This is a genomic window from Aquabacterium olei, from assembly GCF_003100395.1.
Classification (GTDB): Bacteria; Pseudomonadota; Gammaproteobacteria; order Burkholderiales; family Burkholderiaceae_C; genus Aquabacterium; species Aquabacterium olei.
This window is the reverse complement of record NZ_CP029210.1, coordinates 3,490,182-3,513,931: the sequence shown is the minus strand read 5'-3', so window position 1 is coordinate 3,513,931 and position 23,750 is coordinate 3,490,182. Positions and strand designations below refer to the sequence as shown.

Annotated in this window: 20 protein-coding genes; 8 read left to right on the top strand and 12 right to left on the bottom strand. The window is 69.1% G+C overall.

The genetic code is table 11. From position 1 onward, the window contains the following. Nucleotides 1-13 precede the first annotated feature (13 nt). Nucleotides 14-1,891, bottom strand: a complete 1,878-nt coding sequence (locus DEH84_RS15795) for a B12-binding domain-containing radical SAM protein (protein ID WP_109038444.1) — start codon at nucleotides 1,889-1,891, stop codon at nucleotides 14-16. Nucleotides 1,892-2,152: 261 nt separating this feature from the next. Here DEH84_RS15795 and DEH84_RS15790 point away from each other — a divergent pair, with 261 nt between their 5' ends. Beyond that, nucleotides 2,153-2,821 carry a LysE family transporter gene (locus tag DEH84_RS15790; protein WP_109037709.1) on the top strand — a complete coding sequence of 223 codons (669 nt, stop codon included), beginning with the start codon at nucleotides 2,153-2,155 and terminating at the stop codon, nucleotides 2,819-2,821. 21 nt (nucleotides 2,822-2,842) lie between these two features. Here the strand turns inward: DEH84_RS15790 and DEH84_RS15785 are convergent, their stop codons facing one another. The 5 genes from DEH84_RS15785 to DEH84_RS15765 form a co-directional block, all read right to left on the bottom strand. After that, nucleotides 2,843-4,108 carry a pectin acetylesterase-family hydrolase gene (locus DEH84_RS15785; protein ID WP_109037708.1) on the bottom strand — a complete coding sequence of 422 codons (1,266 nt, stop codon included), beginning with the start codon at nucleotides 4,106-4,108 and terminating at the stop codon, nucleotides 2,843-2,845. A gap of 186 nt (nucleotides 4,109-4,294) precedes the next feature. Beyond that, the gene (locus DEH84_RS15780) at nucleotides 4,295-7,120 is read right to left on the bottom strand and encodes an ATP-binding protein (protein WP_109037707.1); all 2,826 of its coding nucleotides are present in this window, start codon (nucleotides 7,118-7,120) and stop codon (nucleotides 4,295-4,297) included. A 5-nt stretch (nucleotides 7,121-7,125) separates the two neighbouring features. After that, a complete protein-coding gene (locus DEH84_RS15775; RefSeq protein ID WP_109037706.1) occupies nucleotides 7,126-7,938 on the bottom strand; it encodes a DUF4194 domain-containing protein in 813 nt (270 codons plus the stop codon). Nucleotides 7,939-7,946: 8 nt separating this feature from the next. Next, nucleotides 7,947-9,413, bottom strand: a complete 1,467-nt coding sequence (locus tag DEH84_RS15770; RefSeq protein WP_245932615.1) for a hypothetical protein — start codon at nucleotides 9,411-9,413, stop codon at nucleotides 7,947-7,949. A 31-nt stretch (nucleotides 9,414-9,444) separates the two neighbouring features. Continuing rightward, on the bottom strand, nucleotides 9,445-10,995 hold the full coding sequence (locus DEH84_RS15765) for a methyl-accepting chemotaxis protein (protein WP_159098995.1): 1,551 nt from the start codon (nucleotides 10,993-10,995) through the stop codon (nucleotides 9,445-9,447). A gap of 225 nt (nucleotides 10,996-11,220) precedes the next feature. Between DEH84_RS15765 and DEH84_RS15760 the strand changes: the two genes are divergently transcribed. After that, nucleotides 11,221-12,531, top strand: coding sequence for a TIGR03862 family flavoprotein (locus DEH84_RS15760; RefSeq protein ID WP_245932614.1), 1,311 nt, complete (start codon nucleotides 11,221-11,223; stop codon nucleotides 12,529-12,531). A 101-nt stretch (nucleotides 12,532-12,632) separates the two neighbouring features. Next, nucleotides 12,633-12,821 carry a hypothetical protein gene (locus tag DEH84_RS15755; RefSeq protein WP_109037704.1) on the top strand — a complete coding sequence of 63 codons (189 nt, stop codon included), beginning with the start codon at nucleotides 12,633-12,635 and terminating at the stop codon, nucleotides 12,819-12,821. 42 nt (nucleotides 12,822-12,863) lie between these two features. Here DEH84_RS15755 and DEH84_RS15750 read toward each other — a convergent pair whose 3' ends face one another. Beyond that, on the bottom strand, nucleotides 12,864-13,622 hold the full coding sequence (locus tag DEH84_RS15750; protein ID WP_109037703.1) for a TerC family protein: 759 nt from the start codon (nucleotides 13,620-13,622) through the stop codon (nucleotides 12,864-12,866). Between the two features lie 188 nt (nucleotides 13,623-13,810). Here DEH84_RS15750 and DEH84_RS15745 point away from each other — a divergent pair, with 188 nt between their 5' ends. From DEH84_RS15745 to dbpA, 4 genes are all read left to right on the top strand, one after another. After that, nucleotides 13,811-14,092 carry a cupin domain-containing protein gene (locus DEH84_RS15745; protein ID WP_170119678.1) on the top strand — a complete coding sequence of 94 codons (282 nt, stop codon included), beginning with the start codon at nucleotides 13,811-13,813 and terminating at the stop codon, nucleotides 14,090-14,092. A 39-nt stretch (nucleotides 14,093-14,131) separates the two neighbouring features. Next, the gene (locus tag DEH84_RS15740) at nucleotides 14,132-14,413 is read left to right on the top strand and encodes a DUF427 domain-containing protein (protein ID WP_109037702.1); all 282 of its coding nucleotides are present in this window, start codon (nucleotides 14,132-14,134) and stop codon (nucleotides 14,411-14,413) included. A gap of 89 nt (nucleotides 14,414-14,502) precedes the next feature. After that, entirely contained in the window at nucleotides 14,503-15,381 is an 879-nt protein-coding gene (locus tag DEH84_RS15735; RefSeq protein WP_109038441.1) for a transglutaminase-like domain-containing protein, read from the top strand. Between the two features lie 157 nt (nucleotides 15,382-15,538). Next, nucleotides 15,539-16,879, top strand: coding sequence for an ATP-dependent RNA helicase DbpA (gene dbpA, locus DEH84_RS15730; protein ID WP_245932791.1), 1,341 nt, complete (start codon nucleotides 15,539-15,541; stop codon nucleotides 16,877-16,879). Nucleotides 16,880-16,891: 12 nt separating this feature from the next. On the opposite strand, the gene DEH84_RS15725 is transcribed toward dbpA, so the two are convergent. Continuing rightward, nucleotides 16,892-17,611, bottom strand: coding sequence for an MYXO-CTERM sorting domain-containing protein (locus tag DEH84_RS15725; RefSeq protein WP_109037700.1), 720 nt, complete (start codon nucleotides 17,609-17,611; stop codon nucleotides 16,892-16,894). Nucleotides 17,612-17,749: 138 nt separating this feature from the next. Beyond that, nucleotides 17,750-19,393 (bottom strand): acyl-CoA dehydrogenase family protein, encoded by a 1,644-nt coding sequence (locus DEH84_RS15720; RefSeq protein WP_109037699.1) that lies wholly within the window; start codon nucleotides 19,391-19,393, stop codon nucleotides 17,750-17,752. Between the two features lie 68 nt (nucleotides 19,394-19,461). Here DEH84_RS15720 and DEH84_RS15715 point away from each other — a divergent pair, with 68 nt between their 5' ends. Then, nucleotides 19,462-20,112, top strand: coding sequence for a TetR/AcrR family transcriptional regulator (locus tag DEH84_RS15715; protein ID WP_109037698.1), 651 nt, complete (start codon nucleotides 19,462-19,464; stop codon nucleotides 20,110-20,112). A 15-nt stretch (nucleotides 20,113-20,127) separates the two neighbouring features. Here the strand turns inward: DEH84_RS15715 and DEH84_RS15710 are convergent, their stop codons facing one another. The 3 genes from DEH84_RS15710 to DEH84_RS15700 are packed head-to-tail and all read right to left on the bottom strand — an operon-like array spanning nucleotide 20,128 to nucleotide 23,729. Further along, nucleotides 20,128-21,321, bottom strand: coding sequence for an acyl-CoA dehydrogenase (locus DEH84_RS15710; RefSeq protein WP_109037697.1), 1,194 nt, complete (start codon nucleotides 21,319-21,321; stop codon nucleotides 20,128-20,130). A gap of 36 nt (nucleotides 21,322-21,357) precedes the next feature. After that, nucleotides 21,358-22,515, bottom strand: coding sequence for an acyl-CoA dehydrogenase family protein (locus DEH84_RS15705; RefSeq protein WP_109038440.1), 1,158 nt, complete (start codon nucleotides 22,513-22,515; stop codon nucleotides 21,358-21,360). Between the two features lie 14 nt (nucleotides 22,516-22,529). Further along, entirely contained in the window at nucleotides 22,530-23,729 is a 1,200-nt protein-coding gene (locus tag DEH84_RS15700) for an acyl-CoA dehydrogenase family protein (RefSeq protein ID WP_109037696.1), read from the bottom strand. Between the last annotated feature and the right edge of the window lie 21 nt (nucleotides 23,730-23,750).

Sequence of the window (23,750 nt, the reverse complement as noted above, 5' to 3'; positions counted from 1 at the left end):
CGCTTTTTTCTTGTCAGCGCGCGCCGCTCGGTGAAGTCAGCGCCTTGGCAATCCGGTGTCGCCCCACCGTGGGCTTGGGCACGCGCACATCAAACCAGCTGCGCACGTCGGCATCCAGACCGATGCCGTGCATGAAGTTGTAGATGGCCTTCTTCAGCGCCTTGCCCAGCGCGTCGTGGTCGACGCCCGTGGGGTCGATGAAGGCCACGTCGTTCTTCGCAAAGCCACCCGCCGGCAGCGGCTGCAGCGTCACGCCATAGGCGGCGGGATCCTGCCCCACCGGCGAGTGCACGGTGCACGCAAAGCGGTGGAAGAAGCCGGACTGGATGCAGCCGTTCTCGAACAGCTGGCGCACGTACTCCAGCGCGTCCACCGTGTCCTGCGCGGTTTGCGTGGGGAAGCCGTACATCAGGTAGGCATGCACCAAGATGCCGGCGTCGCTGAAGGCTCGCGTGACACGCGCCACCTGCTCCACCGACACGCCCTTCTTCATCAGCTGCAGCAGGCGGTCGCTGGCCACCTCCAGCCCGCCCGAGATGGCGATGCAGCCGCTGTCGGCCAGCAGCTGGCACAGCTCGGGCGTGAAGGACTTTTCGAAGCGCACGTTGCCCCACCACGAGATGCCGAGCTGGCGCTGGATCAGCTCGTGAGCCAGGGCGCGCAGCACCTTCGGGGGCGCCGCTTCGTCGACAAAGTGAAAGCCGGTCTGACCGGTCTCCTTGACGATGGCCTCGATGCGATCGGCCAGTTCGGCGGCTGAGGCCGCTTCATAGCGCGAGATGTAATCCAGGCTCACGTCGCAGAAGCTGCATTTCTTCCAGTAGCAGCCGTGCGCCACCGTGAGCTTGTTCCAGCGCCCGTCCGACCACAGTCGGTTCATCGGGTTGAGCATGTCGAGCAGCGACAGGTAGTCGTGCAGCGGCAGGCCGTCCCAGGTCGGTGTGCCGACGTGCTCGAAGGGCACATCTGGCTCCGGGTGACGCATCAGCCGCACGGCGCCCGCTTCGTCGCGCACAAAGGTGCGCACCAGCTGTTCGGTGGGGCGGGCACCGGCCAGGTGCTCCAGCAAGGCGAGCAGGGGGCGCTCGCCGGCGTCGAGTGTCACGAAGTCGACGAAATCGAACACGCGGGGCTCGGCCAGCTCGCGCAGCTCGGTGTTGACGAAGCCGCCACCGAGGCCGATGCGCACCGTGGGGTGCTGTGCCTTGATCGTCTGCGCCATGCGCAGTGCCGCGTACACACTGCCCGGGAAGGGCACGGACAGCAGCACCAGGTCGGGTTGGTGGCGTAGCACGGCGGCGAGGGTCAGCTCGGCCAGCGTGGTGTCGATCAGGTTGGGCGGCGCGGCCAGGGCCTGCGCCAGCGGATCGAAGCTGTGCTGGCTTGCGGCGATGGATTCGGCGTAGCGCACGAATTCGAAGCGCGGATCGACTGCCTGCTTCAGCACGTCGGCCAGATCGTTCAGGTACAGGGTGGCCAGATGCCGGGCGCGATCCTGCAGGCCCAGAGCGCCGAAGGCCCAGGCCAGCGGGTCGCCGCTCTCATCGTCGACATAGTTGTCCAGGCTCTGAAAGCGCGGGCCCTCGGGCAGATAGCCGCGCGTGTTGACGCGGTGGGCCAGCGTCGGGTCGCGACCCTGCAGGAAAGCGATCACGCGGCCGATGGTCGCGTGATAGCGATCGAACTCCACCAGGAAGGTGTGGAGCGTGGCACTGCGGCCCCGTTCGGGCACCGCCTCGGCGTGCGCGCGCAGGGCAGTCAGGCCATCGGGCGACAGCAGCTTCAGCACCAGGGCCAGCGCCAGATCCTCCTGGAACGCGGCCACACCGCGGGAGCGCAGAAAGCCGGTCAGGTAGGCGGTCGAGGGGTAGGGCGTGTTGAGCTGCGTCATCGGGGGGATGAGCGCCAGCACGCGGAGGTGCTGCCCGGCCTTCAGTGTGCCGGTGTCCGGGCCGGGCGCCGCGTTGCCTGCCGGGGCTGCAGGCAGGATGGGGATCTGGGGCGTGGCGGAGCGAGAGGGCAGGGCGGTGGACACGAGGCGAGGCAGACGGAGGCGGCGGGGGCGCCGTGCCGGTCGCGCTGAGGCGCGCTGGCCGCACGGGCAGGCCCGCATTGTCCTGCGTTTCCGGCGTAGGCGGGTTAGAGTGCCGACATGGACCTGCACGTGTGGATGGCCTATGTCGCGGCCATGACCTTGATTTCGGTGTCGCCTGGCTCGGGCGCCTTGCTGACGATGACGCACAGCATGGCGCGCGGCGTGCGTGGGGTCATGCCGGGTGTGCTGGGTCTGCAGGTGGGGCTGGTGGCCGTGCTGCTGGTGTCGGGCGTCGGGCTGGGCGCGGTGCTGCTGGCCTCGGAGCAGGCCTTCACCGCGCTGAAGTGGGCCGGCGCGGCCTACCTGGTGTGGCTGGGCATCGGCCAATGGCGCGCGGCCGACCGCGAGCCCGAGGTGGTGGCCGATGCACCGGCCGGTGGCGCGACCTGGCGCATGGCCGTGACGGCCGCCACGCCGGCGCGCGTGTGCTTCGCCCAAGGCGTGCTCACCAACGTCACCAACCCCAAGGGCATTGTCTTCATGGTCGCGGTGCTGCCCCAGTTCCTGGACCCGGCCCGGCCCCTGTGGCTGCAATTGCTCATCTGCTCGGCCACCAGCGTCGTGATCGACCTCATCGTGATGCGGCTGGGCTATGCCCATGTGGCGGCTGGGCTGCAGCGCCTGATGAAGCGCCCCTCGGCACGCCGCGTGCGCGATCGCCTTTTTGGTGGCGTGCTGATGGCGCTGGGCGCCTCGCTGGTCTTCGTGAAGCGGGCGGCCAGCTGAGGCGGGCCCCCGCGTTTTGCCTCAGGGGATCAGCGGGGCGAGCCAGTCGGCAAACCAGTCGGACAGCAGCACCCGCTGCGAGGTGGGGTTGGCCTCCCACGCACGCATCACCGGCCCGGTGCCATCGAGCAGGTTGTCGACGAAGGACTTCACCGAACTCAGGCCGCGCTCGACGATGCTGGTGCCCCCGAAGGTCACGATGGTCAGGCAGTGCGAGCCATTGAGTTCGCGCTTGTTGGGGATGTAGTAGCCGATGTTGGGCTGTGTCTCCATCTGCGCCACCCAGGGCGTCAACTCCTGGCGCCACTTCTGGTTCAGCAGCTTGAGCCGCGTGGCCTCGTCCGGCGCATTCGCAATCTCCGGGTAGAACTTCTGGTACGAGAAGGCCGAGAAGTTGGTGTCCTCCTGGAAGTTGGCGTAACCGATCCGGTCCTTCGGGAAGATCTTGCCGAGGCCGGCGGTGATGCTGCCCAGGTTGTCCGCCGAGCCCGCCTGTGGGTACCTGGCAATCAGCTCGGTGACTAGGCCTTGCGGGCCGTCCAGGCCCCACACGGTGCGGATCTTGTTGTGCAGCAGCACCGAAGGCGCCTGGGTCGGCGTGGCGTTTTTCGGGACGTCGAACAGCGGGCCGGAGTCGGACAGCAGGGCCATCTTCTTCGGGGCCAGCGTTTCCCGGAAAGCCGGGTAGAGCGCCGCCGAGCCCACGCCACCGGCCGAGAAACCCGTGAGCATCAGGTGCTCGGGCTGCTTCATGTTCTTCGCCATCCAGGCGGCCACGGCCTTCGCGTTGACGGCCCCACGGTGGTAGTAGGCCAGCGGCTGGCTCGGGTCGACGTTGTTGTAGACGCCGACCTTGTTGCCGGTGTGCACGTCGCCCGTGCAGTAGGTGACGTAGACGATGTTCCAGCTCTGCGTCTGCACCGCCTGCAGGGGGTGAACGCGGGCGGTGAACGGCGTGACCAGCCCCCAGTGCGCTTGGCGATTGAAGTCGCTCATGTAGTTGGCGGGGATGCCGTCGGGGTTGACGGCATCGAGCAGCGTGCCGCCCTTGCACGCGGCCTGGTCCCAGCAGGCGCCGCCGCCTTCGAACATCACCACGGTCTTGCTGGTGAAGGGCGTGCGGTTGACGAAGAAGCGGTAGGGCGTGCCGTTGCCGCAGCTGGCGCCCGAACTGGCCGGCAGCTCGACGGCCTCCCACTGAAAGTAGCCGGCGTGCGCAGCCGAGGCGCCAAGCACGCCGAGGGCCAGCACCCGCGCGGCCACGCGGGCAGGGAAGAGACGGATCATGGTTCGCTCCTGAATGGGGTTTGAAGCGAGTGTCCGGGGCCCCTGCCGGGGTGCCTTCAGGGGAAACGCGGGCGACCGGGCCACGGGCGGCGACGCGGGGGCGCATCTGCCGACATTCGCCGCGGTGCCTGGCGCGTGCGGCCAAAAAGTGCGAAGCCCGCGCGATGCGGGCCTCGTCTGGGGGCGTCAGTACACGTCGGCCGGAATGCGCCGCTGCAGCACGCCGATCGGCGGCGCCCAGCGTGCGCCCTTGGGCTTCTTGGCCGTCACCAGCGTGATGTCGGCGGGCTCGAACACCTCGACGTTGTGCGTGATCGGCGTGGTCAGCACGTACTGGGCGCGTGTGCTGCGCAGGAAGTGGCCGACCAGCTGGATGTTGCGCACGTCGAGGTGGGCAAAGGGTTCGTCGATGAAGACGAAGCCGCCCGGGGTCTCGTCGTCCTTCATCAGGCCGACCAGCAGGATGAGCGACTTGATGACCTGCTGCCCGCCCGAGGCCTCGCCGTCGTTCAGGCCGATGGCGCCCTTGCCGTCGAAGTTGAAGTGCACGCGCAGTTCGGCCTGGCGCAGCACGCTGTCGTCGCCATCCAGGTGGGGCAGTTCGGCGTTGACTTCCACGCCGGCCAGCTGGCCCAGTTCGATGATGTTCTTGCGGTAGCGGCGCACCGTGGCCTTGAGCACGTCGGTGTAGCGCGCGCGGGCGTTGTCGACCGCGATGCCGGCGGCCACGTTGCTGGCCTTGCGCTGGCCCAGCTCGTCTTCCTGGCGCAGCACGTTGGCGTTCATCAGCGTGAGCTGTTCGATCACGGTGCCATCGGTCTCCCACTGGCCTTCGTTCAGTTCGCGCTCAACGGCCTCGGCACGCAGGCGGGCCTGGGTGGCGTTGCCGTAGTGGGCCTGCATGTCGGCGATGCGGGCGGGGCGGCGCCATGCGGCGGGCAGCGAGAGCTTGACCTCGCGCGCCATCACGGCCTGGGCCATGACGTCGTCGAAGCGGACCTGCCATTCGCGCTCGTGCTGGGCGCTGCGCTGCTCGATGTGGGCGAGGCGCTCCTGGGCCTGACGGTAGGCGTGCTGCGCGTTGGTCTGCTCGACCACGGCGCGCTTGAGCTGGGCCTCGGCCTGCTGCCAGCGCTCGCCGGCTTCCTGGCGGGCCTGCTTGAGCATGGGCAGCTGGCGGCGCGCTTCGCTGAACTCGGCTTCGCGCTCGGCCAGCTCGGCCGCGGCGGTGAAGCCCTGCGTGGCCTTGCGGGCATCCTGCAGCTGCCGGTCGAAGAAGGCCTGGTCGCGCACCACGCGGGTCATGTCTTCATCGAGCTGAGCCAGACGCGCCTCGATCGACGCGCGGCGTGCGGCCACGGCCGAGGCGCCGAACTGGTGCTGGCCCGGGTCGACCCAGACCGAGCGGCCGCCGCGGCCATCGCGGTGGTAGGCCTCCGGCGTGATCCACTCGCCCTTGAGCTTGACGCCCGCTTCGGTGCTGGCCACACGCTGGATGTTCTCCAGCTGGCGCAGCAACCAGCGCGGGGCCGGCGCGCTGAACTTCAGCACGGCCAGCAGGCTGTCGGCATCGGGCTTGGCGGGCGCGTCTTCGGCATCGGCCACGATGTAGTGGCGGTAGCGCTCTTTTTCGGCCAGGCTCATGGCCTGAGCCTCTTGTCGTGGGTTGGCCAGCACCACCACCCAGCGGCTGCCGCGCAGCACGCCTTCGGCCGCGGCGCGCCACTTCTCATCGGTGATTTCGATGATGTCGGCGATCAGGTGGTGCGCGATGCCGGCCTCGGTCAGCGTGCGCGTGAAGCGGCTGACGTCGGGTGGCGGCGGGGCCTGGCGCTGGCCCTTGAGGGCGTCGTACGCGCGCTGGGCGTCGTCGCGCTGGTCCTTCAGGCGCTGCCATTGCGCCGAGAGCTTCTGCTTGTGCTCGCTCAGTTCGGCGATGCGCAGCGTGAGCTTGTCGGCATCGCCCTCGACCACGGCCAGGCCGGCCAGTTCGTCGGCGCGCTTGACCAGGGCCTCGGTCGGGCGCTCGGCATCGCGGGCTTCTTCCTGCAGGCGGCGGGCGGTGCGCACCTGGGCTTCGATGGCCTCGACGCGTGCGGCGGCGTCGGTCTGGTCCTGCAGGCGCTGCAGCAGTTCGGCCTTGACCTGCCCGTGGGCGCGGCGGTCGGCGCTGGACTGCAGGCGCTGGCGGTGCAGGTCGCGCAGCTTGGTGGCCAGGCTCTTGCGCGTTTCGTGGCTGCTGAGCACGGGCACCACCTCGGTGGCCAGCGTTTCACGCTCGTGGCACTTCAGCTCGTACTGGCGGAACAGGTTCACGCGCGATTCGAGCTCGGCGCGCTGGGCCTTGCCGTGCGAGAGCTCGCGCTCGGCCGCTTCCACTTCCTGCAGCAGCTGCTTCTGGTGGTTGCGGGCTTCGTCGTAGCGGTCCAGCACCTCCTGGTCGCCGAACACGTCGAAGACCAGACGCAGCAGTTCACGCGGGCTGTATTCGCACAGGCGGTCGGTCTGGCCCTGTTCGAGCGCCAGCACCTTGGCGATGGCGCGCGACAGGCCTGCGCCTTCGAGGCGCTTGCGCCAGTTGTCGATGCCCAGCCAGTCGCGGTCGCCGGAGCTGCCGCGCTCGATCAGTTGCTCGATGCTGACGTCGCCTTCGACCATCAGGTAGCGGCGCGTCCAGTCACCGCCGTTGCGGTCGATGCGGCACACCAGCGTGACGACATCGCTGTAGAGCAGGCAGCGCGCAAACGGCCGGTTGCTCGACTGGCGGTTGCGCGGGCGGTTGTCGACCGTGGCGCGCAGCCAGGCGCTGTCGGCGTTGGCGTGGCGGGCGTAGGTCTTGTAGTTGCGGCCGCCCGAGCAATCCAGGCCCAGCAGCGTGCGCATGGCATCGAGCAGCGTGGTCTTGCCCGAGCCGTTGGGCCCGGCCACGGTGATGATGGCGCCGTCGAGCGGCAGGGTCAGGCGCTGGCAGTAGTCCCAGTGCAGCAGTTCAAGGCTTTGCAGGTGAAACATCGCGATCAGGCCGGGGTGTCAGGGGTGGCGGAAGGCTCATCGGATGAGCCTGTTGTCGGGGCGGCATCGATGGCCGCCGGGGCGTCGGCGGCCAGCAGCGCGTCCTCGGCCAGCTCGTCCTCGTCAGGGATCTCTTCCAGCGGCGGCTGCGTGAGCGCCAGGGGCAGCGCGCCGGCCAGCTGCTTGGCCTGGGCCAGCACATCGCCCAGCGCACCCTGCAGGATGCGCGGCGCCAGCGCGTCGTAGTCCAGCAGCAGGTCCAGAAGCGGGCCCTCGGCGATGTCTTCGCCCTTGCGCGTGATGAAGCCGTGGTTCTCCAGGCGCTTGAGGTTGGCGTCCATGCGCGTCTTCTTGCCCAGTTGCACGCCGAAGTCGGCCAGCAGCGCGCGGTAGGACACGAGCGGGCTGACGCTGGCGGCGGTGGGCAGCGGGCGTTCCTTGCCGAACATGTCGTTCTGCTGCTCGCCGTCGGCGCTCGCGGCGCGGGCCTGCTGGCGTTCACGCTTGGGCAGCACGATCAGCGCCCAAAGCACCACCAGCAGCGACACCGCGTCGCGCGGCAGGTCGATGTTGTTGTGGCTGTTGAGGCCCGCTTCGCCGAACACGCTGGCTTCGGCCGGGCGCAGCAGCGCCACGCTGACGTGGTCGGCATACAGGTTGTCGATCAGGCGCAGGCCCACCTGGGCCAGGCGCTCCTGTGTGGCCTGCCAGAGGTCGGCATCGATCAGCGCGCGCTTGACCTTGGGGTGTTGGCGCGGCAGCCAGCGGCGGGCCAGCAGTTCGGCGGCCAGCAGGGCCGCGTCGTCCAGAGTGCTCATCGGGTGGATCAGGATGCGGTGGGGGCCTCGGACGGCGTGGCGTCAGAGGCGGCAGGGGAGGGCGCGGTGGCGTCGGGCGCACCGGGTGCGGCCGTGCTCGGTGAGGCGGCCAGCAGGGCCGCGTCGGGCCGCAGGTGGCCTTCGCTGATCAGCGCCACGGCCTCGTCGTCGGTGGCCACATGCCGCGGCGTGGGCGCCCAGCGCCACGGGCTGCGCGCCAGGTCGCCGGTCAGGCCTTTCAGGGTCTGCGCCTGGGCGTCGCCCAGCAGCGGCAGCAGTTGCAGGCGGTAGGCGGCCTGCGCAAAGCGACCGCCCAGCACCGCCTCGGCCAGGGGGCGGGTGCCGGGCGGTGGCGCCTCAGGGTCCTCGTCCTCGCAGGACGCCGCGTGGGCGGCCGCGGCCTCGGTCGCCAGCTCGGACCAGCGCCCGAACAGGTCGATCAGCCCCCCGAGTTCGGCGGGCAGGCCCAGCACATCGAGCGTGCCGGTGGCGGCTTCGGCGGGCGGCGGCAGGCCGGCGGCCTCGCCCGCGTTCGGCCGGTCGCGTTCGAATTCGCCTTCGGCCACGTCGACCAGGTCGTGCTGGCTGACCATGACCGGGCGCACGGGCGTGTGCAGCGCATCGCCCAGCAACCCGTACAGCGCGGGGTGGCCTTGCAGCCAGGCGCGCACGTCCGAGGTCGTCAGGCCGGTGCTGCCCAACGTCACGCGCTGGCGGTCGGCCTGCTGCAGGGCGCGGGTGAACTGGCTCGCCATGGCCAGCAGGCGGGCCTGCTCCTGGCCGATGGCGCGGGCCTCGCGTTCCAGGCGCGGGTCGAGGTGGTCGGCGCGGATCAGCGCCGTCAGGGCCTGGCCGGCGCGGTCGACCAGTTGCAGCGCACGGTCGAAGCGCGGCTGGGCCAGGCGCAGGCGGGCTTCCGAGCCGCTGGCTATGGCTTCGGCAAACTCGTCGTGCAGGCGGGCCAGCTGCGCATGCAGGTGCTTGAGCTGGTTGGCGTTGACCAGGCCGAGCTGCTGCGCGCCGGCCACCTGGGCCAGCAGCGCGCCCATTTCCTCGTCGGCCTCACTGCCGTCGGTGGCGGGCGGCGTGCCCAGCGGCACCAGCAGCGCGTGCACCTGCTGCGCCAGGGGCGAAAGGTGGTGGTCCTGCGCGGTGGCATCCCACACCAGCAGGTTCAGCTCGCGCAGGCGCTTGAGGGCCAGGTCGAGTGCCTCGGGGCGCAGGGTGTGGAACAGGCGGTTGAGGTCGTCGCGGCTCAGGCGCGCCTGGGGCTGGCCGGCCAGCTCCAGAAAGCACCACAGGCGCAGCTGTACCAGGGCCTGCGGGCCGTTGAACAGGCCGCGCAGGGCGTCAAGGGCGTCGAGCCGACGGCCCAGGGCCCAGGCCAGCGGCTGTTCGGCGGCCAGGCCCGGATCGCGGAAATAGCCTTCAAAGCTGCCGGCTTCGGCAGCATCGGGCGGGGAAGCCTCCATCATGGGGGGGATTGTGCCGGATGGCACCGCCCCTTCAGCGGGCCGTGTGCGGCAGGCGGAAGGCGGCGACGGCCGCCACGAGTTGCTCGGCCTGCTGGCGCAGGCTCTCGGCGGCCGCGGCGCTCTGCTCGACGAGCGCGGCATTCTGCTGCGTGCCCTGGTCCATCAGCGAGATGGCCTGGCTGGCCTGACCGACGCCCGAGCTCTGCTCGCTGCTGGCTGTACTGATGTCGCCCACGATGCGGCTCACGCGCTCGATGGCCTGCACGATGTCCTGCATCGTTCGGCCGGCTTCATTGACCAGTCCTGCGCCCTGTTCGACGCGGTCGACGCTGGTGCCGATCAGCGCCTTGATCTCGCGGGCGGCCTCGGCCGAACGCTGCGCCAGCGTGCGGACTTCACCGGCCACCACCGCAAAGCCACGGCCCTGTTCGCCTGCGCGGGCTGCCTCGACGGCGGCATTGAGCGCCAGGATGTTGGTCTGGAAGGCGATGCCGTCGATCACGGTGATGATGTCGGCGATCTGGCGCGAACTGGTGTGGATGCCCTGCATGGTTTCCACCACCTGAGCGACCACGGCGCCACCCTGACCGGCCACGGTGGAGGCGCCCTGCGCCATGTCGTTGGCTTCGCGGGCGTGGTCGGCCGTGTGGTGCACGGTCGATCCGAGCTGCTCCATCGAGGCGGCGGTTTCCTGCAGCGCCGCCGCCTGCTGTTCGGTGCGCTGGCTGAGGTCCATGTTGCCGCGGGCGATTTCGGCGCTGGCCAGGGCGACGCTCTGGGCGCTGTCCCGCACCAGTCCCACTAACTGCACCAGGCTGGCACGCATGTCGGCCAGCGCCTGCATCAGCTGCCCGGTCTCGCTGCGGCTGGCGGGCGGGATGCGGGCCTGCAGGTCGCCGCCCGCCACGGCGCGGGCCACGTCGACCGCCTCGCGCAGCGGACGCGTGATGGACCGGGTGATGCGCCAGGCCACGCCCAGCGCCACCAGGCAGGCCGCCAGCCCGAGGCCCACGGTCCACATGAGGCTGTTGCGCCGGGTGCGGTGGGCCTCTTCGAGAAAGTGCTCGGCTTCGGCCTGCGCGTGCGCCGACAACGCCTCGCGCACCGTGGTCATCTCGGCGGCCACCTTTGCGGCCGGGCCCTGCGCCACCGCCAGTGCGTCCTGGTACTCGCCATCGCGCTTGAGTTGCACGACCTGGTCGCGCAGCGGGCGCCAGGTGTCGAGCTTGCCCAGCAGCACGTCCACCTCGGCCTGCATGGCCGGGATGCGGGTGCGCGCGAGGGCCAGGTCCTCGCGGACCTTCTGCTCGAGGCGCTGCATCTCGGCCGCGCGCTCGTTCACGGCCTGAGGGGTCTCGGCCAGCACCACATCGCGCAAGGCCCGGTTGATGCGGGCGATGTTGGCTTCGGCATGCGCGACGGCATTGGCCACGGTGAAAGGGCGCTCGTACTGGATGGTGGTCAGCTCGGCCAGGCGCGTCTGCTGCCACATCGAGAGGCCGACGGTGCCGAGCAGGAAGGCCATCAGGACGCCGAACCCGAGGGTCATGCGTTGCCCGATGGACAGATGGTCCAGTGTCATGAGGAGTTCCTTGGTGCCGCGGCCGCCGTCGGTCAGAAGAGGGGAGAGGGGCGGGGCCCGGTCGTTGCCGTGTTGTCGGCAGGCCAGGGTGCGGCTTGATGTCGCAAAACGTGAAGCGGTCACGTGTTGCGGATCTCGCTGAGCGAGCCGGCCCTCTGCCGAGGGCACAGTGGAAAATCCGACTACCATCGCCACCCGCCGTTGCCCACCCTGAAAGCCCGCCCGATGCCTGATCCCATGCCGACTCCGCCCGCTTCTGCGCCCTCGACCGGGACGCGCGTGGCCGTGATCGGCGGCGGCCCGGCCGGCCTGATGGCCGCCGAGGTGCTCGTGGCCGGCGGCGCATCGGTCGACGTGTACGACGCCATGCCGTCGGTGGGGCGCAAATTCCTGCTGGCTGGGCGCGGGGGGCTGAACCTCACGCACTCGGAGCCCATCGAGCCTTTTGTCGGTCGCTACGCGGCCCGGGCCGAGGCGGTGCGCCCCTGGCTGAATGCTTTCGATGCGCCTGCGTTGCGCGCATGGGCCGCCGGGCTGGGCGTCGAGACCTTTGTGGGCTCGTCCGGACGGGTGTTCCCGACCGACATGAAGGCCGCTCCGTTGTTGCGGGCCTGGTTGCACCGCCTGCGCGCGGCGGGCGTGCGGGTGCACACCCGCCACCGCTGGCAGGGCTGGCTCGCGTCGGGCGCGCTGCACTTCACCACGCCCGAAGGCGAGGTGACCGCCACGCCCGATGCCACCGTGCTGGCGCTGGGCGGGGCCAGTTGGGCGCGGCTGGGTTCGGACGGCGCCTGGGTGCCGTGGCTGGCCGAGCGCGGCGTGGCGGTGGCGCCCCTGCAGCCGGCCAACTGCGGCTTCGACGTGGCGCCCACGGCCGAGGGCCGCACCGGCTGGAGTGACTACCTGCGCCAGCGCTTTGCCGGCCAGCCCGTCAAGCCGGTGGTGGCCAGCGTGACGGACGCCGAAGGCCAGGTTCACCGCCAGCAGGGCGAGTTTGTGCTGACCGACACCGGCATCGAGGGCAGCCTGGTGTATGCCTTCTCGGCGCGCTTGCGCGACCAGATCACCGCCCAGGGGCAGGCGGTGTTCACGCTCGACCTGCTGCCCGACCACGACGCGGCGCAGGTGCTGGCCGAGGTGCGCCGCCCGCGCGGCCCGCGCAGCCTGGCCACCCACCTCAAGAGCCGGCTGGGGATTGCGGGCCTGAAACTGGCCTTGCTGCACGAGGTGCTGAGCCCGGAGGAGCTGGCCGACCCCATCCGCCTGGCTGGTGCGCTGAAGGCGCTGCCGCTCACCCTGCGGTCGCCGCGCCCGATCGACGAGGCCATCAGCACCGCCGGCGGCGTGCCGTTCGAAGCGCTGGACGACCACCTGATGCTGCGCGCGCAGCCCGGTGTGTTCTGCGCGGGCGAAATGATCGACTGGGAGGCCCCGACCGGGGGCTATCTGCTCACCGCCAGCATGGCGAGCGGCCGCCTGGCCGGGCAGGGCGTGCTCGCGTGGTTGGCTGCCGCCAGGGCCACATCGCAGACCTGACCCCCTGTTCGGGGCAGATGACCCCGAAGCGTGGGTCAGATCGCACACCACGGCGCACGCGGCCATGCGATATTGAGGGCAACCCACGACAGGAGGCCGTCATGATGCTGCTCGACGAAATGCTGGCCCTGAACCTGCTGACACCGGATCAGCACACCGAAATCCGCTGCTGGGTGCGGGGCGCTCGCACCCCCGAGCGGATCATGACCATGCCCGCGCATCTGTGGCGCGCCCTGGAAATGGCGAGCCTGCTGATGGACGTGGACACCGAAGGCGGGCTGCCCAACTGAGCGCCCTGCCGGCCGCCCGCCAGACGCGGGCGGACTTCCGGATCAGCCCTTGGCGGCCTCGCGCAGGGCCAGGCGCTTGGCGCGGGCCCGGATGTTGAGCGCCTCGACGGCCAGCGAGAATGCCATGGCCGCGTAGATGTAGCCCTTGGGCATGTGCACCTCGAAGGCCTCGGCGGTCAGGGCCATGCCCACCATCACCAGGAAGGCCAGCGCCAGCACCTTGACCGACGGGTGGCGGTCGACGAACTCGCCGATCGGCTTCGCGGCAAACAGCATCACGCCCACGGCGCAAATCACGGCGGCCACCATCACGCCGATGTGGTCAACCATGCCGACGGCGGTGATGACCGAGTCGAGCGAGAACACGATGTCGATGACGGCGATCTGGCCGATGGTGGCCCAGAACAGGCGCTGGCCAGCGGCTTTCATCACGGCCGGGTCGGCGGCCGGGGGGCCGTCCTCTTCGCGGGCTTCCACTTCCACGAAGATCTCGTGAGAGGCCTTCCACAGCAGGAACAGGCCCCCGCCCAGCAGCACGAGGTCACGGCCGCTGATGCCCTGGTTGAACACGTGGAACAGGTCGTCCTTCAGGCCCATGACCCAGCTCAGCGAGAACAGCAGCGCGAGGCGCGACAGCATCGCGAAGCCCAGGCCCAGTCGGCGTGCCTTGTCGCGCACGTCGGCGGGCAGGCGGCCCACCAGGATCGAGATGAAGATGATGTTGTCCACGCCCAGCACGATTTCCAGTGCGGTCAGCATGGCGAAGGCGATCCAGATGTTGGGGTCGAGCAGGAAGTCCATGGGTTCTGATGTGAGCAGCGAGGGCGACATGCCTGCGCAAAAGCCGCAGAGGATAGCCGCCATCGGGATGAATGAGAAATCGATATTCTGCGGAAGAAACTTCGAAAAAGCCGACATGTTCGCGAGGGCCGTGGCCATTCGACGCGGGGCTGTGCGACCATCGGGACGGGCGATGCCTGACGAAGATCATGAACCACACATACGACAGCTACAAGGCCGACATGCTGGCCCGCGGTTTTGACGAGGTCATTTCACGGGACTGGCCGGCGGGGGCCGAGCTGGACACCCACGTGCATGACTTCGGGCTGGAGGCCGTGGTGTCCGCCGGCGAGATGTGGCTCACGGTGGGCGACACCACCCGGCACCTGCAGCCGGGTGACACCTTCGCGCTGAACGCTGGGGTGCCGCATGCCGAGCGCTACGGCGCAGCCGGCGCCACCTACTGGGTCGCGCGGCGTCATCCGGCGTAGCATCGTCCTTTTCTCAGCCTCCCTTCCGCAAAGGCCCGCATGAAAGCAATCTGGAACGGCGGCGTCATCGCCGAAAGCGACGACATCGTCACGATCGAAGGCAACCACTACTTCCCGCGCGAGGCCCTGAACGAGGCCTACGTCACCTTCAGCAACCACCGCAGCAGCTGCGTGTGGAAAGGGCAGGCGCAGTGGCTGAGCCTGTTCGCCAACGGCGAGATGAAGCCGGATGCGGTGTGGTTCTACCCCGAGCCGACTGAAGCCGCGCAGGAGATCAAGGGCCGCGTCGCCTTCATGCCCGGCGTCGAGATCTCCGACTGACAGGCGGGTGATGGGCCCGTTGGCGGCCGTGAAGCGCCACAATGGGATCAGAAAGTTGGTCGCGTCCCTGTGTGGCCCTGGAGATTCCCTTGGTCCGCATCGAACTGTCCATTGACCTGCAATACGAGGTCGCCCCGCCAGGGGCCGACTTCATCTTCAACATCCATGGCGCGCACACCCGCTGCCAGGTGATTCGCAGCGAGCAGCTCGACATCAGCCAGCCGCTGCTGCCGCAGATCTTCACCGATCCGGTCAGCCACAACCGCTACCTGCGGCTGAGCGCCGCGGCCGGGCCGCTGAAGGTGGGCTACCGTGCGGTGGTCGACCTGCACCACCACCTGTGCGCGCCCGAGCTGATTGCCGAGACGCCGGTGGCGCGCCTGCCGCCCGAGGCGCTGGGCTACATCTACCCCAGCCGCTACTGCCAGTCCGACCTGATGGGCGCGCTGGTGATGCGCGAGTTCGGGCACCTGCCTCAGGGCCATGCCCGTGTGGTGGCCATCCAGAACTGGGTGCGCCAGCATGTGCGCTTCGAGGGCAACACCACCACCAGCGCCACCTCGGCGATGGACACGCTCACCGAAGGCCGCGGGGTGTGCCGCGATTTCGCGCACCTGATGATCGCGCTGTGCCGGGCGCTCAACATCCCGGCGCGCTTTGCCACCGGCATCGATTTCGGGGCCGATCCGGCTCTGGGGCCCACCGACTTCCACGCCTATGTCGAGGTGTTTCTCGGCGGGCGCTGGTACATCTTCGACCCCTCGGGCACGGCCATTCCGATGGGCTTCGTGCGCTTCGGCACCGGGCGCGATGCGGCCGACGTCTCGTTCGCCACCATCTTCGGCTCGGTGCAATCGCAGCCGCCGGTGATCCACGTGCAGGCCCTGCTCGATGGGCAGGGGCTGTGCGAGATGCCGCGGCACCGCACCGAGGCGATCTCGACGGACGCCCCGGCCCACTGGGGTTGAATCGCCGCCGGCCCCCCGAAACGCGCGCGATCCCGGATAATCGCGCATGAACACCTTTTCTTCGCCGGCCAACCCGGCGACCCCGGCGTCGGCCCATCCGGCCACGCCCGCCGCCGTCAGCGGCCCGTCCTTCCAGCAACTGCCCCTGTCGGAGGCCATGCAGGCCAACCTGCAGACGCTGGGCTATCTGGCCATGACGCCCATCCAGGCGGCCAGCCTGCCGCTGGCGCTGGCCGGCAAGGATCTGATCGCGCAGGCCAAGACCGGCAGCGGCAAGACCGTGGCCTTCGGCCTTCCCCTGCTGACCTCGCTGAACCCGCGGCGCTTTGCGGTGCAGGCGCTGGTGCTGTGCCCCACGCGCGAGCTGGCCGACCAGGTCACCACCGAGATCCGCCGCCTGGCGCGGGCCGAAGACAACATCAAGGTCGTGACCCTGTGTGGTGGCAGCCCCATCCGACCGCAGCTGGCCAGCCTGGAGCACGGTGCCCACATCATCGTGGGCACGCCGGGCCGCGTGCTCGACCACCTGGCGCGCGAGACGCTGAACCTCGAGGCGCTGCAGACGCTGGTGCTGGACGAGGCCGATCGCATGCTCGACATGGGCTTTGCCGATGACATCGCGCAGGTGGTGGCCCAGGCGCCGAAGCAGCGCCAGACGCTGCTGTTCTCGGCCACCTACCCCGAAGGCGTGGACAAGCTGGCGCGCCGCTTCATGCGCGATCCGCAGGAAGTGAAGCTGGCCGAGCGCCACGACACCAGCCGCATCCGCCAGCGCTTCTACGAGGTGAAAGAGGCCGAGCGCTTGCACGCCGTGGGCCTGCTGCTCGACCACTTCCGCCCGGCCAGCACCATCGCGTTCTGCAACACCAAGCAGCAATGCCGTGATCTGGTGGACGTTCTGCAGGCACAGGGCATCGTCGCGCTGGAGCTGCATGGCGACCTCGACCAGCGTGACCGCGATCAGGTGCTGGTGCGCTTTGCCAATGGCAGCTGCAGCGTGCTGGTGGCCACCGACGTGGCGGCGCGCGGCCTGGACATCGCGCAGCTCGAAGCCGTCATCAACGTCGACATCACGCCCGATGTGGAGGTGCACACGCACCGTGTGGGCCGCACCGGCCGCGCCGGCGAATCGGGCTGGGCCTTCAGCCTGGCCAGCATGGACGAGATGGGCCGTGTGGGCCGCATCGACCAGATGCAGGGCCGTGCCAGCGAATGGCACCCCTTGAGCGAGCTGACGCCTTCGACCGAACGGGAGCCGCTGCGCCCGCCGCGGGTGACCCTGCAGATCCTCGGTGGGCGCAAGGAGAAGATCCGCCCGGGTGACGTGCTGGGCGCACTCACCAAGGACCTCGGCTTTGACGGCGCCCAGATCGGCAAGATCAACGTCAACGAGTTCTCGACCTATGTGGCGGTGGACCGGGCGATTGCCGACAAGGCCTTGAAGGGCCTGCAGGGTGGCAAGGTCAAGGGCAAGTCGGTGAAGGTGCGGGCGCTGTAAGCCGCCGCCGTGTCACGGCCGCACGCGTGTGGCCGTCTGGCGCCTGCGCCGGCGCAGGCCGCCCACGAGGCCGAGGCCGGCCATGGCCAGCCAGGCCGCGTCGGTTTCGGGCACCGGCGTGGCCTGCACGGTCAGCCGGTCGATGACGAGTCCGAAGTCACCGTTGTAGCCGGCCTCCGCGGCCTCGTACGCCAGGGTGCCGGGCTCGAAGACGGCAACGACACGGAAGGCGAAGCCAGCCTGGTTTGCCACCGCTGGCAGTGCAGCAGACACGTCGAAGCTGGCCGTGAACCACTGGTCGGCCGCGGCCACACCGAAGGTGGCCACGTCGGTCCATGAGACGCCGCCATCGGCGGTGGCCTGCGTCAGAAACCACTTGTTGCCGCTCGGCTGCGTCTTGTAGTCGAACGACAGCGTCAGTTGCTTGTGTCCGACCGAGGAGACGTGCCCCTCGAACCCGGCCGTGCCCGACAACGTGCCTTGTGCCGGATAGCCGCCGACAGACCAGCCGCTGTCGAGCGGGAAGCCGGCCGGGTCGAGCGGTGAGCCAGAAGTGAACAGGCTGCTGGTGCCCCCGGTCAACAACAGCGTGCCGGCGCCTTCAGATGGCGTGAGCGAGCCCGTGTTGACCAAGCCGTCATCGCTGTTGAAGTCCCAGCTGGCCAGGGGGGTGGCGGCCATCGCCGGCATCGTGGACAGGAAGAGGGTGAGGGTGGCGAGCAGTGGCTTCATGGTGGCCCCGGAGTTTGTGCGTGGTGGAAACCATTCTCGAGTGTGGGCTGGCGACCACCCATCCCCAGAAATCATCCCCACTGCCAGAGCGGTCGTGCATCCTCGCGCACGGGGCCCACTGCCCATTGCACCGTCCCGTCATGCAGGCAGCGCGCGCTCCAGCAGTTCGCGCACAGCGAGGCCCCGCGTGTCGATGCTGCCGACCACGCTACCCCAGCGCTCGCCCAGCCGCGTCGCGATGAAGGCATCGGCCACGAAGCCGGGGGCGTGCTGCCGCAGCAGGCAGGCCTGTGCGGCGACGGCCAGGCGCTGCGCCAGAACGCGGCCGAGCGCCTCGAGCTGCGCAGGATCGGTCTGCAGCATCGACTGCAGCGCGCGCAGCGCCTGAACCAGCGCGCGGTCGTCGTGCGCCATCTGCCGCAGGTCGTCGAGCAGGGCCAGCGCCGAGGCGGGGTCCTTGGCGATCGCGCGCAGCACATCCAGGCACATCACGTTGCCCGAGCCTTCCCAGATCGAGTTGACCGGCGCCTCGCGGAACAGGCGGCCCATCTGGCCGTCCTCGACGTAGCCGTTGCCGCCGAACACCTCCATGGTTTCGCCGGTGACCTCGACGGCGCGCTTGCAGACCCAGAACTTGGCGGCCGGCGTCATGATGCGCTTCCAGGCCTTCTCGAGCGGCGTGTCGTCATGCTCGTAGGCCTGGGCCAGGCGCGTCATCAGCACGACGTTGGCCTCGTTTTCCAATGCCAGGTCGGTCAGCACCGATTGCATCAGCGGCTGGTCGGCCAGCAGGCGACCGAAGGCGCGGCGCCGGCGTGTGTAGGCCAGGCTCTGCACGAGGCCCTGCCGCACCATGCCCGCGCTGCCCACCACGCAGTTGAGGCGCGTGTAGGTGGCCATCTCGATGATGGTCGGGATGCCACGGCCCGGCTCGCCCATCAGCACCCCGTACGCGTCCTTGAACTCGACCTCGCTGCTCGAATTGCTGCGGTTGCCCACCTTGCTTTTCAGGCGCTGCACCTCGACCGCGTTGCGCGTGCCATCGGGGCGCCAGCGCGGCACGAAGAAGCACGAGGGGCTGCCGTCCGGTGTCTTGGCAACCACCAGGTGGGCATCGCACATCGGCGCCGAGAAGAACCACTTGTGGCCGCGCAGCGTGAACTCGCGGTCGGACGTGCCGATGGGCGTGGCCTGCGTGGTGTTGGCCCGCACGTCGGAGCCGCCCTGCTTTTCGGTCATGCCCATGCCGATCCAGATGGATTGCTTCTGCGCCAGCGGCAGGTCGCGCGGGTCGTAGGCGGTGCTCATCAGCAAGGGCAGGCAGGTGTCGCGCAACAGGGGCTCGCGCGCCAGCAGCGGGATGGCGGCCTGGGTCATCGTGGCGGGGCACAGGGTGCCCGCTTCCACCTGGGTGTGCAGGTAGAAGCCCGCCGCCCAGGCCGTCCAGCGGCCTCGGGCCCCGCTGGCGAAGGGCAGGGCGATGAGGCCCTGCTCGCGGTACATCGCCATCAGCGCGTGCCAGCTGGGGTGGAAGATGACCTGGTTGATGCGGCGGCCGCGCGCATCGAAGGCCTTGAGCTCGGGCGTGTGGCGGTTGGCCTCGTCACCCAGTACGAAGGTGTCGGCCTGGCCGAGCCGTGCGGCGTACTGCGCCAGGTCGGCGGTGAAGGCCTGCGCGCCGGCACGCTCCAGCGCGTCCAGCATGGGGCGGTCGGTGGTGAGCAGGTTGTAGTCCGTCCACTCGTCGAACTGGTTGCTGACTTCGTGTGTGTGCCAATCCATGCTTGTCTCCGGCTTGCTTCATGATCGGGGCCTGCACACCGCGCATCCCACCGATCGGGCTTGTTGTCATGGCAAAAATTCTAGGAAAGGCGACCGAGTCAGGTGTTCGGCTTTCGGGCCCCACGCGCCGCAAGCCGCGCCAGCAGCGCGCGCACCTGAGCTCCGAGGCGCTGCAGGAGGCCTTTGTTCGGGTTTTGATGGACAAGGGCTACGCGAAGGCGACGATCCGCGAGATCGCGGCGGTGGCCGGTGTCGGCATCGGCACGTTTTACGACTACGTCGCCAACAAGGACGCGCTGGCGGCCTTGACGATCCACATGCACGTCAAGCAGCTGGCCATCGCGATGGCGGCGTGTGCCGAGCGGCACCGTGGCGTGCCGACGCAGGTGCTGGCAGCTGCCCTGATCGACGATCAGGTCGATCGCATCCTGAGTGACATCCCGCGGTGGGCCGAGCTGTTCGTGCTGGAGCGCCAGGTGTCCAGCCGCACGGCCTACAGCAAGCACTACGAGCAGTTCGTATCGCTGTGGCAGCAGGCGCTGGCGTCGGCCAGCGACGCCATGCCGGTGGCGCTGCAGCCGCTGAAGGCGAGGATGATCCACGCCATCGTCTATGGCTGGATGACGCAGAGCCTCATCACCCAAGGGCCAGCAGTGGATGGCGAAGCCTTGGGGGATGAGGTGAAGGCGGCGGTCAGCGCGTACCTGCGCGGGGGCTGACCGCCGCGGGGCCGATCAGAAGAAGGCCTGGATGCCCGTCTGGGCGCGGCCCAGGATCAGCGCGTGGATGTCGTGCGTGCCTTCGTAGGTGTTGACCACCTCGAGGTTGACGAGGTGCCGTGCCACACCGAACTCGTCGCTGATGCCGTTGCCGCCCATCATGTCGCGCGCCAGACGGGCGATGTCGAGCGCCTTGCCGCAGTTGTTGCGCTTCATGATCGAGGTGATCTCGACCGCGGCCTTGCCTTCGTCCTTGAGTCGGCCCAGGCGCAGGCTGCCCTGCAGGCCCAGCGCGATCTCGGTCTGCATGTCGGCCAGCTTCTTCTGGATCAGCTGGTTGGCCGCCAGCGGCTTGCCGAACTGCTTGCGGTCGAGCACATACTGACGTGCGCGGAACCAGCAGTCTTCGGCCGCGCCCATCGCGCCCCACGAGATCCCGTAGCGTGCGCTGTTCAGGCAGGTGAACGGGCCCTTGAGGCCACGCACCTCGGGGAAGGCGTTTTCTTCCGGCACGAAGACGTCGTCCATCACGATCTCGCCGGTGATGCTGGCACGCAGCCCCACCTTGCCGTGGATGGCCGGCGCGCTCAGGCCCTTCCAGCCCTTCTCCAGCACGAAGCCGCGGATCTGGTCCTTGCCGTTCTCTTCACACTGCGCCCACACCACGAACACGTCGGCAATCGGCGAATTGCTGATCCACATCTTGCTGCCGCGCAGCGTGTAGCCGCCGTCCACCCGGGTGGCGCGCGTCAGCATGCTGGCCGGGTCGGAGCCGTGGTTCGGCTCGGTCAGGCCGAAGCACCCGATGAATTCGCCCGTGGCGAGCTTCGGCAGGTACTTCCGCTTCGTTGCTTCGTTGCCGAACGCGTTGATGGGCACCATGACCAGCGAGGACTGCACGCTCATCATCGAGCGGTAGCCGCTGTCCACGCGCTCCACCTCGCGCGCGATCAGGCCGTAGCTCACGTAATTCAGGCCGGCGCCGCCGTACTCGGTCGGGATGGTGGGCCCAAGCAGGCCCAGCTCGCCCATCTCCCGAAAGATGGCCGGGTCGGTGCGCTCGTGCCGAAAGGCCTCGAGCACGCGGGGCAGCAGCTTGTCTTGCGCGTAGGCGCACGCGGCGTCGCGCACCATGCGTTCCTCATCGGTCAGCTGGTCGTCCAGCAGCAGCGGGTCGGCCCAGTTGAAGGTGGCTTTGTTCTGGCTCATGTCGTGATCCGGTGGTGATGCTGGGACGTGCCCGCTTCAGGCGGCCAGTGTGGCGTCGGCCTGCTGGCCCAACGCGATGAAGCGCGCCAGGTGGTGGTCCTCGTCGCCCAGCTGGTGGTCGATCATGATGAGGCGCTTGGCGTAGTGCGGCAAGGGCAGTTCCCAGGTCATGCCGATGCCGCCGTGCAACTGGATCGCCTCTTCGGCCACCAGGGTGCCGATGCGGCCGATGCTGTACTTGGCGGCCGACAGCGCGCGTTCACGCTCGGTGCGGTCGAGGTTGTCCAGCACCGCCGCGGCGTTGATCACGGCCGATCGGGCCTGTTCGATCTCCAGCAGCACGGTGGCCATGCGGTGCTGCAGCGCCTGGAAGCTGCCGATGGGCTTGCCGAACTGCTTGCGGGTTTGCAGGTAGTCGATGGTCTGGCGCTTGGCCACTTCCATCGCGCCCAGGCTCTCGGCGCACAGGGCCACGACGCCGCGGCCGATCGCGTGCTCCAGCGTGGCCAGGCCCTGGCCTTCTGCGCCCAGCAGCGCGGTGGCCGGCAGGCGAACCTGGTTCAGCGTCACTTCGGCCGCGCGGGTGCCGTCGATGTTGGTGTAGGCGCGCAGCGTGAGACCGGGGGTCTGCGCCGGCACGATGAACAACGAGATGCCATCCGCATCGGCCACATTGCCGCCGGTGCGGGCCGACAGGATCAGCGTGTGAGCCTGGTCGGCAAACGGCACGACAGCCTTGGCGCCGTTCAGTACATAGCCTTCGGCATCGCGGGTGGCCGTGGTCGAGACATGGTTGGGTGCGTAGTAGGCGTCGGCCTCTTCGTGGGCCAGCGTGGCGATCAGGCTGCCGTCGATCAGGCTGGCCAGTTGCTCGCGCTGGGCGGCGTTGCCGGCGTGGGCCAGGGCACTGCCGGCCAGCACGGCGCTCGCCAGAAAGGGCTCGACCACCAGGCCGCGCCCGAGCGACTCGAACACGACCGCCAGGTCGAAGCCGGTGCCGCCAAAGCCACCGTCCGCCTCAGAGAACAGCGCGCCAATGGCGCCCAGCTCGGCAAACTTGTCCCAGTGGGCAGCGCTGTAGCCCGTGGGCGACGACGTGATGGCGTGGCGGGTGTCGATCGGGTACTGCTCGGCCACATAGCGGTCCAGCAGGTCCGCCAGCATGCGGCGGTCTTCGGTGTGGATGAAGTTCATGTGTGCCTCCGTGCTCACAGGCCCAGGATCATCTTGGAGATGATGTTCTTCTGGATTTCGTTCGAGCCGCCGAAGATCGACAGCTTGCGGTTGTTGAAGTACTGCGCGGCGGCGTAGGCGGCATCGCGCGGGCCGACGCGGGCGTCGTCATCGGCACCGCCCTCCAGCGCCTCGGGCAGGAAGGGCAGGGCATGCGGGCCCATGGCGCGGCGCGTCAGCGCATTGATTTCCTGGCGGATCTCGGTGCCCTTGATCTTCAGCATCGAGCTTTCCGCGCCAGGCGCCCCCCCGCCAGCCACCGCGGCGATCACACGCAGGTTGGTGGTCTTCATGTTCTCCAGGTCGATCTCGACCTTGGCCAGGCGGGCCGCGAACAGCGGGTCCTGGGCCAGCGGGCGGCCGTTCTTCATCACCTTCTGCGCAATCACCTTCAGGCGTGCCAGCGCGGCCACCGAGAAGCCCACGCCCGCGATGTTGGTGCGCTCGTAGGTCAGGAGGTACTTGGCGCAGGTCCAGCCCTTGTTCTCTTCGCCGACCAGGTTCTCGACCGGCACCTTCACGTCGGTGAAGAAGACTTCGTTGACCTCGTGCTCGCCGTCCAGCGTGATGATGGGGCGCACTTCGATGCCCGGGCTGGCCATGTCGATCAGCAGGAAGCTGATGCCCTCCTGCTGCTTGGCTTCGCGGTTGGTGCGAACCAGGCAGAAGATCATGTTGGCGTGGTGGCCCAGCGTGGTCCAGGTCTTCTGGCCGTTGACGAGGTAGTGGTCGCCCTGGCGCACGGCGCTGGTCTTGACCGAGGCGAGGTCGGAGCCGGCGCCGGGCTCGGAATAGCCCTGGCACCACCAGTCCTCACCGCTGAGGATGCGCGGCAGCCAGTACCGCTTCTGCGCTTCGTTGCCGTACTTGATCAGCACCGGGCCCAGCATGTTCACGCCGAAGGGCACTGTGCGGGGGCACCACGCCAGCGCGCATTCGTTTTCGAAGATGAACTTCTCGACGGCGTTCCAGCCGGTGCCGCCCCATGCCTGGGGCCAGTGGTTGGCCAGCCAGCCCTGGGCATGGAGGATGGCGTGCCATTCTTCGTAATCGGCCTTGGTCAGGTGCTGGCCGTGGCGCACCTTGTCCGTGAGGCGGGCCGGCACCTTCTCGGCGATGAAGCGGCGCACCTCGGCGCGAAAGGCCTGCTCTTCGGGGGTCAGGTTCAGGTCCATGGGGTCGTTCTCGGTTGAGGG